An 11,155-nucleotide genomic window follows, 5' to 3' on the forward strand; every position below is an offset into this window, starting at 1 on the left:
CGAGGATGCCATGACGACAGACAGCCAAGCCACCGAAGCCGGTAGCACCGACTGGGCCGACAAACATTATCTGCTGGTCGACGATTTCATCGGCATCCGCATCCTGCTGCGCGAATCGCTGCGCAACTTGGGTGCGCGCTATATCGACCAGGCGGCCAGTGGCGGCGAAGCCATGAAGCTGCTGGCCAAGACGCGCTATGACGTGGTGCTGTGCGACTACAACCTGGGTGAAGGCAAGAATGGCCAGCAGGTGCTGGAAGAGACGCGCGTGCGCAACCTGACCGCGCCGTCCAGCGTGTGGCTGATGGTGTCGGCCGAAAAAAGCGTGGAATCGGTGATGGGTGCGGCCGAGCACCAGCCCGACGCCTACCTGATCAAGCCCATCACGGAAGGCGTGCTGCTGACGCGATTGAACCGCGTGTGGCACAAGAAGCAGGTATTTCGCGAAATCGACCAGGCTTGCTTGGAAAAGGACTACCGGCGCGCGGCCAAATTATGCGATGCGCAGATCGAGGTCCATGCGCTGCACGTGCTGGAATTGCTGCGCATGAAGGCATCCTTGCTGCTCAAAAGCGGCGAGCCGGAAAAGGCCCGCGCCGTGTATGAAAAAGTGCTGGCCGAGCGCGATTACAGCTGGGCCAGGGCGGGCCTGGGCAAGATCCGCATGAATAACGGCGAGCATGAGGCGGCGCGACAGATATTCCAGGGCGTGATCGTCGAAAACAAGTATTACATCGACGCTTACGACCAGATGGCCGTCGCCTACCAGTTGATGGGCCAGCACGAGGAAGCGTGCGCGGTGCTGGAAAAGGCGGCGCGCCTGTCACCCAATTCCGTGCCGCGCCAGCGCAACTTGGGACTGGCCGCCCTGAAAGTCGGCAATGTCAGCATGGCGGAGAAAGCTTTTCGCAAATGTATTTCCATCGGCGAGTTTTCCGTCATGAAGACGCCCGACGCCTACCTGGGGCTGGCGCGCGCGTGCGGCTTGAAAAAGGATGCCAAGGAGGCGCTGCAATGGTTGCTGATGGCGCAGCGCGAATTTTCGCCTGAACAAATTGGCTTGCGCGCGAAGATCACGGAAGGCATGGTGCACCACGAAACCGGCGATTACCGGCGTGCGCGCAAGTGTGGCGACGAACTCGAAACCATGCTGCTGGAAGACCCGGCGCGGCCTGAAAAAAATATTTGCATGGAATTGGCTACGCTGCTGTTCGCCGTCGGCGTCAAGGATGTGCCATCCGGCCTGCTGTGCTATGTGGTGAAGAATAACCACGATAACCAGGTGGTGCAAGACGAGGTGCAAAAAATCTTCGACAAGGCGAAGATGGGCGATGAAGGCAGCAGCCTGATCATCGCTGCGCGCAAGGAAGCATCGGACTTGATGAACAAGGGCGTGCTGCTGTGGAAGACGGATAAGCTCAACGAAGCGGTCGCCTGGATGCGCACGGCGCGTGAAAAATTACCCAACAACCTGCGCATCTTGTTCAATTCTGTGCAAATCATCGTGTCTTTCCTGGAACAGCGCGGCTACCAGGCGGCATTGGCGGCCGAAGCCATGGAAGTGTTGTTGTATGTCGATAAAATTGCTCCAGGACAGCAGCGCTTTGCACAGTTGATGGAGCAACTGGTGCAGTTGACGCCGCCGTCCGGGGTGGAAGCGGCTGCCGAGCTGCCGGGAAAAACGCCACCGGCGCCGGAAAACGGCGGGAAATCCATGCGCGAGCGTGCCGGATGATAAACTAGGGGTCAGCGTGGGTAATCCCGTGCTGAGTTGCTTTACAACAATAAGGAAGAAACTATGCGTGATGTGGTCAATGAAGTGTACAAAAAAATGAAGGTCGGCAGTATTGCCTGGGTACGCCCGGTCGCCGCCAAGGGAGACACGCTGGAAACATTCCAGTCTTCGTACGAGCACGCCAAGGCGCTGGCCGACGAAGGCTTGATCACGATCGGTGACGTAAAACGCCAGGCCGACAACATGATCGAGGCGATCCGCATTCATCGTATCGCCTGATTACCTTGCCGGCTTGAACTATTCAGTGAGCTCGACTATTCAGTGAGCTCGAATAAATGCTTGCGCTTTCTGGCCAGCCCAAGCGGCGCCCTGCAAGATGGCGCCGAGGCGAGCCCACTGCCGGCAGTGCGCGCACTGCTGTGCAGCGCCTTGCATGGCATCGGGCGCTGTGACGCATGATGGCACGATAATTTTCTGACGCTTACTGGGCCTTGCCTGGTGCCTTGGACTTGGGCGCTGCGCGTTTCGCGGGCGCCTTGCGCAGCGTAGCCTTGGCTGCCGTGCCTGTTTGTGCAGGCTTGCTGGCGGCTGGCTTGGCCTCGCTGCTCTGGCCAAAGCTGGCCGCTGCCGCAGCAGCGGCGTCGGGCGACATGGCCGTTGACACCGCCTGTTTGAACTGATCTTGTAATAAATTCCACCAGGCACTCGGATTGGCCAGCTGGGCTGCTGCCTGGCTGCCGGCATCGCCGGGCGCCGCCGCAGCGGGCGCCGGGGCCGGCACCGGTTTTGGTGCCGGCGCGGGTGCTGCGGGTGCTGCAGGCGACACCTGCTGGAAAAATGCGGAAGCGTAGGGCACCGATTCCAAGACGGTTTTCTCGCTGGCGCCGGGCTGGGTGATGGCCGCCGCCAGTGATGCACCCATCGATTTCAGGGTGGCGATGGTGCCGCGCTGTACTTCCAGCGCCTGGATACTGCCACGCAGCATGCTGGTATTGAGGTTCAGCCATGCTTCGACGGCTTTCAGGTCGCTGATTTTCTTGTCCAGCTCTTCCACCGACATGGTCGGTGCCGTGATGCCAGGCATGCCCATGCCGGGCACGCTCATGCTGCCCCACAGGTTCTTGACGAAGTCGAGGGTGTCGGTCACAACTGCTGCGCCCGGCATTTGGGGCATTTGCGGGTTTGCCATGCGAAATCTCCTGGTAGGTGGATGTCCCTAGCGTAGCAGATATCAGCTTGCAACTGACGTAAAGAGGCCAACATTTTCTTACATAAAATATCAGGAGTTGAGCGCGGGCAAGCAGCTGAAAGTGGGGTGTAAGCGTTACACTACCGCTCATGATGCCTGACTCCTTCTTTTCGCCATCGCGTCGCCGCAGCGTCATCTGTGTCGCGCTCATAGGCGCACTGCATTACTTGGCGCTCGATTGGCTCACCTCGCATGCGGGCATGGTGCCGTCGGGGCAGGACCATGCGCATCTGGTCAGCATGGTGTTGATCGCCGAGCCACCCAAGCCCTTGCCGCTGCCACCGCCGCCGCCGCCGCCGCCCGAACTGCCGCCCGTGCCCAAGCCCAGGCCGCCACCGCTACCACCGCCACCACCGCCACCACCGACGGTGCTGGCGTCGAGCGTAGCGCCACAGTGGACGGCGCCGGCCAGCGACGTGCCGGAAGGCGCGGCTACGTCCGAGCCCGCCGTCGTGGCAGCGCCTGCCGCCACGGCGCCTGCGCCCGCGCCGACCAGCGCGCCACCGCCAGATGTCGAGCAGGTACGGCACTACAGGACGGATGTGCCTGCCTCGGCCCAGTTCGACTTGCACGTGGACCGGCGCGATGCGGATGGTACCAAGTGGCAGGGCGTGGCCACCATGGCGTGGGAAAACAGTGGCGATACTTACCACCTGACACTGGAAGTGGGCTTGAGCATGCTGATCACGCGCATTAACTTGCTGGTGCTGAGCAGCGAAGGTGTGGTCGATGCGAGCGGCATCGTGCCCGTCATGGCTACCGAGAAACGCAAGGGCCGCGCGCAAACGGCAACGCATTTCAAGCGCGACGCCAAGGTCATTACGTTTTCGGCCACGACGGCCACGGCGCCGTGGCAGGAGCAGGCGCAAGACAAGGCCACGGTGCCGTTCCAGCTGGCCGCCATCGGCCGCGCCGACGTCAACCAGCTGGCCGGCAATATCGATATCCTTGTCGGCGAGGAAAAGGAAGCGACCGTGTTCCGCTTCCAGCTGGTGGGTGAGGAAGAGCTCGATACCAAAATGGGCCGTCTGCTGACCTGGCATTTGCGCCGGCCACCGAGGCCCGGCACCTATTCGTCGCAGCTCGATATCTGGCTGGCGCCGTCCATGCAATGGTATCCGGTACAAATACGCAATACTGAGGCGAGCGGGGCTTTGACCACGCAAACCGTGACCCATATTCGCGTCAATGACGCTACAGGAAAATAAATGACTGCTTTGATCACGTTGAAACGCGTTTTGCTCGCCAGCTTGCTGGCCGCTAATTTCACTCCCCTCACTCCCGCGATGGCCGACGCGCCCGTGGAGCATCCCGTCATCAAGCGCCCGTACAAGCTGGCGCCATCGGCAGACCTCGTCTACTCGATCAAGGCCCGGCAGCGCGGTATCGGGCTGTCCGGCGAATCGGTCAGCAACTGGCGCGTGGGTGGCGGCAAGTATTCGCTGCTGGCTGAAACCAAGTCTGCCCTGTTCGGCAAGATATTGGAACAGCGCAGCGAGGGCGCGGTCGACGATTTCGGCCTGGCACCGGCGCAATTCGTGGAAAAGCGCTTCCGCAAGGATGCCGTCACGACTACCTTCAAGCGCGACAGCAAGACCATCGTCTTTGGCGAAGGCGACGAGAGCTATGCGCTGAAAGGCGGCGAACAGGACCGCAACAGCGCCGTCTGGCAATTGGCCAGCGTGGCGCGTGCGGTGCCCGAAAAATTCATCCCCGGCTCGGAATGGGCGTTCTTCGTGGCCGGCGCGCATGATGCGGAAGCGTGGACTTTCAAGGTCATCAAGGAAGAGCTTGTTTCCACCGGCATGGGCGAGGTTGCTGCGATTCACCTGGTCAAGGCGCCGCCGCCGGACAAGAAGGGCCAGCAAGTGGACCTGTGGCTGGCACCGTCGCTGGAATGGTATCCGGTGAAGGTGACGTTTGCCGATGCGGACGGCGGCGATTATGTCGAGCAAACCTTGCAAAAGATCGTCAAGAAGTAGGTTTCTACGCTTGCTTGTATTCGATTTTCTTACCCCAAAGCAAGTGCCGGGGTCAGTCCTGACGGATTGGAATGCCTTCCATTGGAAGGCATTCCCCCAGCCGGGTCTGACCCCGAATTTTCGCTGTTGCTTGTTTTGCTGATGCAACACTCGATTTGTCGACAGCGCCATCCCCCTCTTCCACAAGCCGAATTGCATGTCAGAACTGATATACTGACGCCCCCGCCCCGCAGCGCTGCTTTCGCCCGCTGCGCCGCCCGCTTAACACTCATCCGGAAAAGAATGATTGATATAATGGCAAGTGCAGCCGTGGCTACGGATGCAAATCAGACAGAGCAAGAGCATCACGATTCCTTGCAGGCGCATTTTCAGCCCAATATTTCTGCCGATGAAATCGAGCAAGTTTTTCACTTGAAGCGGGCGCAGCCTTTGCTGCAAGTGTTTACGGCCCTGTTCCATGGCGGTTTTGATGGCGTGCTGGTGCGTCTGCTGGTGTTGCGCGAGCTGGCGTCCGATGCGGCCACCTCCGCGTATACGCGCGCCGATATCAATACGAAACTTGCGTATCTGTTGCCGGAAAGTTTGGAAACGGTCTTGCTGCGCTTGCGCTCGAACCAGTTGCTGGCCTGGGATGCGCAGCAGGGCGTGTACCGCGTCACGCCGATGGCGCGCAATGTGCTGTCCGCCATCGACAGCTTGCTGGGCCTGGGCCAGACGGAAGACGAAGCGGAAATGGGTTTCTTGCTGTCGCAGGTGGCCGGTGCGCAAGCCGTCGGCGGCGTTTCCGTTGAGCAGCTCCAGCATTTGCTGGGGCGCCTGGTGGACTTGACGGAAGAGTTTTCCGACGCCATCGCCTCCGGTTCCGAATTCCGTTTGCGCACGGCTCAAGCGAAATGGAATATGGCCTGCGACTGGGTCGAGAAAGGCTCGGAAATTCTCGTCGCCATCACCTCCGATGAAAACGCGGACAGCGCCACGCACAGAGCGGCGCAAGCGATCGGCCGCGCGCAAAGTAAATTGCTGAACATGCAGGGCATGTTTTCGCGTGCGCTGAACCAGATCGAGCGCCAGCGCGTGCACCTGGGGCAGTCAGGCTTGTCGACCACCGACATCAAGCGCTGGCTCTTGTTGCATGAGGACTTGGCCAGCCTGGCCGAGGGCGCCATCGACCAGCCTGTCGTGCCCCTGTTCGCCACGCCGGCCGAGATGATCGACGTGGCAGAAACGGAACTGCTGTCCGAGCGGGCGGCAGGCGTCACCAACACGGGCCTGCCTAGCGGCGAGGATGCGCCCACTACCATCAGCGACGGTCCCGCCATGCAGCTTGAACTCGATGACTTGCTCGAACGCCTGTCGAACTTTGCCAGCCTGGGCAATTTCCCCAGCATCGTCGAAGAGGGGCCGAAGAGCGTGCCGGTGCAGGACTCGCTGCTGCCGGCCAGCTTTGCCGTGGCGTCCTACCGTGCCTCGATGCTGCCGTTGCTCGGTGATGTATCCGAAGCGAGCTTGCAAGGCTCGACGGCCGAACTGGCACGTTTGCCGATTACCTTTACACCGACCGACGAGATGGTCCAATTGACCGACCCCCACGTGGCGGCCATGTCGATCGCCTCGCTTTCACTGAATGTTTCACTTGATTTAGATGGCGCCACCTTTGATGAATGACGATTCCCAAATCCTGATTGCGCGCCTGCTCACGCATCAAACCTTGCGCCGCGACGACAAGCTCGTCAAGCGCGTGCTGTCCGACGAGCTGTTCCGCGCCGAGATCGATGCGCGCCTGCTGGCCTGCGGCTTGAAACTGCTCGACAACGTGTATGCCGACCATGTGACTTTGGCCCTGACGCGCACCATCGAACCGAAGATTTTCGGCGCGCGCGACGTGTGGCAAAACAATAATTTCGGCCTGGCACGCGATGGCGTGGCCTTGCTGGTAGTGCTGTGGGCGCAGATCATCTTGCCCAAGCGTGAACGCCAGGAAACGCACCAGCACGCCGACGATGATCAAAATGATATGTTCGGCATTGAAAAACCGCTGCCGCGCGCGGAAGACGCCTCGATCGGCATTTCTTACAAGGCACTGCTATCTGACTTCGGCGACAAGCTGGGCAAGAAGACGCGCATGGACATGAATTTGGGCACCTTGGCCAAGCTGGGCTTCATCGAGCGGCGCGGCGACTTTATCCTGGAAGGCCCGCTGCTTGATCTGATGATGGATACCGACGTCTTGAAAGAGCGCATCATCAACGGCGCCCTGGCCGACGTGTTCAAGCGGGCGCCCGCGCGCCTGGTCGCCGTCGACCCCGATGCCGACCTGAGCGACGAGCTGTCCGCCGATAGCGGTGACCTGTCAGACGCCGGCGATGCCGGCGACGCAGCTTCGCCCGACCTCCCTCACTGAAAGCGCCCATGTTTCATATCAAATCACTTGAACTGGTGCACTGGGATTACTGGCAGCGCATCAAGAATATTCCGCTCGACGCGAAGATCATCACCATTGCGGGCCAGAACGGCTCGGGCAAGACCACCTTGCTCGATGCCTTGCGCACCCTGTTCGGCCTCGACTGTTCGATGGGGCGCACGTATAAGCACTATGCGCGCCACTCGGGCCAGCAAACGGCCTGGCTGCGCGCGGTGGTCGATAACAAGAATGTGGGCAAGCAGCTGTCGAATCGCCCCTTCCGCAGTTCCGGCTTCTTCAGCGACGATGAAGTGACCCTGTTTTGCCAGATCCAGAAGAATGGCGGCGACTGGAAGCGCCAGTATCTGATGCGTCCAGGCAATGTACAGATCGAAGACATCACGGACGCCAACGACTGGCTCGGCGTGGAAAATTACCGCAAGCGTCTGGCCAATGCGGGCCTGTCGCCCGCCATGTCGAAAGTGCTGGCGCTGGAGCAGGGCGAAACGGACAAATTATGCGAATACGCGCCGCGCCAGCTGCTCGACCTGGTATTCCAGGTGTTCGGCGACAAGGAAGTACTGGACGCCTACGATGAAGCCAAGCGCCACCAGCGCGATACGGAAGTGGAACTGAAACGCTTCGAGACGGAACTGGAAGCGTCCAAGACCAACCTCGAAGGCTTGCGCCTGCGCGTGGCCAATTACCACCAGTGGGAAGGCTTGCATAAAGAGCGCCGCAACCTGTTGGAAGAAGTGCTGCCCAGCCTGCAGTATCACGAGGCGCGCGAAAAGGCGGCTACGGCCAGCCGGCAATTGCGCGATGCGCGCAAACCGATGGCGCAGGCGGACCAGCAACTGACGGATAAACGCAATGCGCTGGCGGCGCAAGCGAAGGCCTTGTCCGACGCGCAGATGAATGAGACTTTGCTGGAGCAGGAATCGATCGGCCTGCAGAGTCGCCTCGCACTGATCAATGCAAAACTGAAACCGCTCGACAGCCTGCTGGAACAAAAAGACCGTTTGCACAAGCTGGCAGCGGACTCGGGCAGCGATATCGCCGCAGTGGCGGCGCAGCTGGAACAGAAGGAAGCGCAATTGCTGCAGCAGCGCCAGCAGCGCGACGCCTTGTCGGCGCGCATCGCGGGCGAGCAGGCAACCATCGCCGCGCTGCAAGGCAAGACGGCCATGCCGGAACCGGACAATGTGCGCGGCATGCGCCGCGCGCTGCGCGATGCGGGCATCGCCCACGCCATGCTGTCCGACATCGTCGAAGTGACGGACAGCCGCTGGCAAGGCGCCGTCGAAGGCGTGCTGGGTGCTTACGCCTCGGTGGTCCTGCTGGACCAGGCCAAGGATGCGGCTGCCGCCTACCGTTTGGCGGAAAAAGAACGCTATCGCCACTTCATCGTACCCGAGCTGGTTACGGCGCCGGTGGCGAAAGACGAGAGCTTGCTGGCGGTGGTGAAATTTTCCGCGCCCGTGCCAAGCTGGCTGATCGAGCAGCTGTCGCGCATTGCGCGTGTCGATTCCGTCGAAGCGGGCTTCAAGCTGGGCAGCCATGAAGAGTGGATCACGCCCGAGGCGTATCACCGTGAACGCCGCGGTGGCCGTTCGCTGTTCGTCGAAGCATCGCGCTACCGCTTCGGCCAGGCTGGCCGCAGCGGCCGCCTGGAAGCGCTGCTGCGCTCCCTGCCGGGCCTGGAAGGACAGGAAGATACGCTGACGCTGGCAATCTCGAAACTGGCGGCCGACGTGGGCGCCCTGAAAGCGCGCATCGCCGGCGTCGACGCGGCCAAGGAACTCAGTGCGCGCCAGGACGAATTTGCCGAAGCGCTGCGCAATTCGAAGCCGCTCATGGAAGAGCGTCTGGACGTGGGAGGCCGCCTTGGCGAGTTGCAAAATCTGACCAAGAACGCGACCGTGGCGCGCACGCGCGCCGATACCGTGTGGCAAAACGCACGCCTGGCCCTGTCCGAAGCGGAAGCCGGTGCGCGTCTGGGCTACAAGAAGCAAATCGAGCAGCGCGCCGAGCATGCGCGTGCCTTGCTGGCCTTGCGCCATGCGTGGCGCCACTTGCCGAAAAGCTGGCGCCGTCCTGCGCGCCGCGCGGCGCTCGTGGCCGAACACCAGAATGCGCACCAGGTCGACTTGCGCGTAGCCAGCCTGCAAAACAGCCTGGCGCGCGACGACTGGGAACTCGACGCCACCGTCATCGACCAGCACCAGCGCCTGTCGGACCAGTTGCATGGCCGCCAGTCGGAAACGGACGAGCGCCGCTACCAGAACAATCGCGCCATCGAAGCGACGGGCAATGCGCGTGGCGCCTATATGGAACGCTTGCGCTACACCATCAAGACTTACAGCAAGAACATCAAGGAACTCGGTGAACTGGCCGGCATCGAAGTGCATGCCGACCCTGTGCGCCTGGAAAACGACGATGTGCAGCTGTCGCAGGCGGGCTTGCACGTGCGTTTCAAGTTCGATGGCAAGGGCATCATCGGCATGAATGATGGCGAAGCGTCGGGTGGCCAGCAGGTGATGAAGTCCCTGGTGCTGCTGATCGGCTTGCTGAAATCGGAAGACGGTTCCGGCGGCTTCGTCTTTATCGATGAACCGTTTGCCCACCTCGACATCCGCAACATCCAGCTGGTGGGCGAGTTCCTGAAGAACACGCAAGCGCAATACCTGATGACGACGCCGTTGACGCACAACACGGATGTCTACGATCCGTCGGAGCTCACTTTGATCACCAGCAAGAAGAAAAAGGATATGCAATGGGCGCAACCGATTTTCGTGCTGCAGCGCAGAGTCGAGCCCGTACCAAGTAAGGCTGCGTGATACGCTGCGCCAGCATGCTGGCCGCGAGCATGCTGGCGCTGACGTGTTCGGCGCCAGCTGCGGCCATGAAACAGGACGTGCTCAGCGTGGGCACGGACTCGATGAAAGTCGAGTGAGCATTCTTCAACGAATCGGCCAAGGCTGAGAACGTGTACGAATGCCGGACCTGACCCCGGCCTTGCCGCGAATGCCGGACCTGACCCCGGCCTTGCCGGCCTTGTGATGAGCGCCAGTAAATTCGCTAACCCCAGAGGCAAAGAGCTGGGGTCGGACCCGCCGGGTCCGACCCCAGTCCTTGTTCTTGGGCTAAAAATAGCATCACTAACACTAACTTAACGGCATTAGTATCTGACCCCAGCCTTACTCGGCGGCCTGCAGCGGTTTGTTGCTCTGGCGCCAGCGCAGCAGGCCCCATGCATACACGGCGTAGTAGCCGATGACGAGGCCGTAGGCGGCCATGGTCAGCGCGCTTTGGCCGAATGGCGGTGGCGGCACCGGCACGTCCAGGCGCGTGTTCAGGTAGATTTCCATGCCACGGTAAAGTAAGCGGGCGATGAACAGCATCGTGATGGCCAGCCCCAGATAGCGGTGCTGGGTAAAGAAAAAATCCTTGCCCACTTGCTCGAAGCGGGTCAGCTTCAAGCCCAGCACGCCCAGCCAACCACCGGCCAGCGCGCCTGCGCCCAGGCTCGACAGGGGTAAGACGTCGAATTTCGTCGTCGTGGCCAGGAACAGCAGCAGCGCGGGAAAGGCGATCGCCACGCTCCAGTGCTTCCACGGTTGCGATTTTTGGCGCGCAACCAGTTTCTTCAGGCGCGAATAAATGCGCCAGACCAGCAGCGGGACCAGGAGCAGCAGGGCGAGGGTGGTGGTTTCCATGTCGGCATTCGGGTACGGGTAAAACAGCGATTGTAAGCGAGATGGGGACAGGCGGTGACGTTACTCAAA

General features: G+C 61.1%; 9 protein-coding genes. 7 read left to right on the plus strand and 2 right to left on the minus strand.

The genetic code is table 11. The features are described 5' to 3' along the window. The first annotated feature begins 10 nt into the window (after positions 1 to 10). Positions 11 to 1,735: a tetratricopeptide repeat-containing response regulator gene (locus tag H4V96_RS01575; protein WP_196856744.1), complete on the plus strand. Its 1,725-nt coding sequence runs from the start codon at positions 11 to 13 to the stop codon at positions 1,733 to 1,735. A 63-nt stretch (positions 1,736 to 1,798) separates the two neighbouring features. Continuing rightward, the gene (locus H4V96_RS01580; RefSeq protein WP_010394693.1) at positions 1,799 to 2,014 is read left to right on the plus strand and encodes a hypothetical protein; all 216 of its coding nucleotides are present in this window, start codon (positions 1,799 to 1,801) and stop codon (positions 2,012 to 2,014) included. 202 nt (positions 2,015 to 2,216) lie between these two features. Here the strand turns inward: H4V96_RS01580 and H4V96_RS01585 are convergent, their stop codons facing one another. Continuing rightward, entirely contained in the window at positions 2,217 to 2,924 is a 708-nt protein-coding gene (locus tag H4V96_RS01585; RefSeq protein WP_010394695.1) for a PhaM family polyhydroxyalkanoate granule multifunctional regulatory protein, read from the minus strand. A 149-nt stretch (positions 2,925 to 3,073) separates the two neighbouring features. Between H4V96_RS01585 and H4V96_RS01590 the strand changes: the two genes are divergently transcribed. The 5 genes from H4V96_RS01590 to H4V96_RS01610 all read left to right on the plus strand — a co-directional run bounded on the left by H4V96_RS01590 (position 3,074) and on the right by H4V96_RS01610 (position 10,207). Beyond that, complete coding sequence (locus tag H4V96_RS01590) at positions 3,074 to 4,192, plus strand: DUF3108 domain-containing protein (RefSeq protein WP_280720659.1); 1,119 nt, start codon at positions 3,074 to 3,076, stop codon at positions 4,190 to 4,192. Beyond that, a complete protein-coding gene (locus H4V96_RS01595; RefSeq protein WP_010394712.1) occupies positions 4,193 to 4,966 on the plus strand; it encodes a DUF3108 domain-containing protein in 774 nt (257 codons plus the stop codon). Between the two features lie 282 nt (positions 4,967 to 5,248). Next, a complete protein-coding gene (locus H4V96_RS01600) occupies positions 5,249 to 6,631 on the plus strand; it encodes a hypothetical protein (protein WP_029496138.1) in 1,383 nt (460 codons plus the stop codon). Next, positions 6,624 to 7,367 carry a hypothetical protein gene (locus H4V96_RS01605; RefSeq protein WP_010394717.1) on the plus strand — a complete coding sequence of 248 codons (744 nt, stop codon included), beginning with the start codon at positions 6,624 to 6,626 and terminating at the stop codon, positions 7,365 to 7,367. The genes H4V96_RS01600 and H4V96_RS01605 overlap by 8 nt, the downstream gene beginning before the upstream one ends. A gap of 8 nt (positions 7,368 to 7,375) precedes the next feature. Next, on the plus strand, positions 7,376 to 10,207 hold the full coding sequence (locus tag H4V96_RS01610) for an ATP-binding protein (RefSeq protein WP_196856743.1): 2,832 nt from the start codon (positions 7,376 to 7,378) through the stop codon (positions 10,205 to 10,207). A 360-nt stretch (positions 10,208 to 10,567) separates the two neighbouring features. Here the strand turns inward: H4V96_RS01610 and H4V96_RS01615 are convergent, their stop codons facing one another. Beyond that, entirely contained in the window at positions 10,568 to 11,086 is a 519-nt protein-coding gene (locus tag H4V96_RS01615) for a hypothetical protein (RefSeq protein ID WP_196856742.1), read from the minus strand. Between the last annotated feature and the right edge of the window lie 69 nt (positions 11,087 to 11,155).

The sequence above is a fragment of the Janthinobacterium sp. CG_23.4 genome (assembly GCF_029892305.1).
In the GTDB taxonomy this organism is placed as follows: Bacteria; Pseudomonadota; Gammaproteobacteria; order Burkholderiales; family Burkholderiaceae_D; genus Janthinobacterium; species Janthinobacterium lividum_D.

What these genes read in the sequence shown, in the direction of transcription:
- H4V96_RS01605 (WP_010394717.1), top strand. Translation starts at nt 6,624, where the DNA reads ATGAATGACGATTCCCAAATCCTGATTGCGCGCCTGCTCACGCATCAA.
- H4V96_RS01585 (WP_010394695.1), bottom strand. Translation starts at nt 2,924, where the DNA reads ATGGCAAACCCGCAAATGCCCCAAATGCCGGGCGCAGCAGTTGTGACC.
- H4V96_RS01590 (WP_280720659.1), top strand. Translation starts at nt 3,074, where the DNA reads ATGATGCCTGACTCCTTCTTTTCGCCATCGCGTCGCCGCAGCGTCATC.
- H4V96_RS01575 (WP_196856744.1), top strand. Translation starts at nt 11, where the DNA reads ATGACGACAGACAGCCAAGCCACCGAAGCCGGTAGCACCGACTGGGCC.
- H4V96_RS01610 (WP_196856743.1), top strand. Translation starts at nt 7,376, where the DNA reads ATGTTTCATATCAAATCACTTGAACTGGTGCACTGGGATTACTGGCAG.
- H4V96_RS01580 (WP_010394693.1), top strand. Translation starts at nt 1,799, where the DNA reads ATGCGTGATGTGGTCAATGAAGTGTACAAAAAAATGAAGGTCGGCAGT.
- H4V96_RS01595 (WP_010394712.1), top strand. Translation starts at nt 4,193, where the DNA reads ATGACTGCTTTGATCACGTTGAAACGCGTTTTGCTCGCCAGCTTGCTG.
- H4V96_RS01615 (WP_196856742.1), bottom strand. Translation starts at nt 11,086, where the DNA reads ATGGAAACCACCACCCTCGCCCTGCTGCTCCTGGTCCCGCTGCTGGTC.
- H4V96_RS01600 (WP_029496138.1), top strand. Translation starts at nt 5,249, where the DNA reads ATGATTGATATAATGGCAAGTGCAGCCGTGGCTACGGATGCAAATCAG.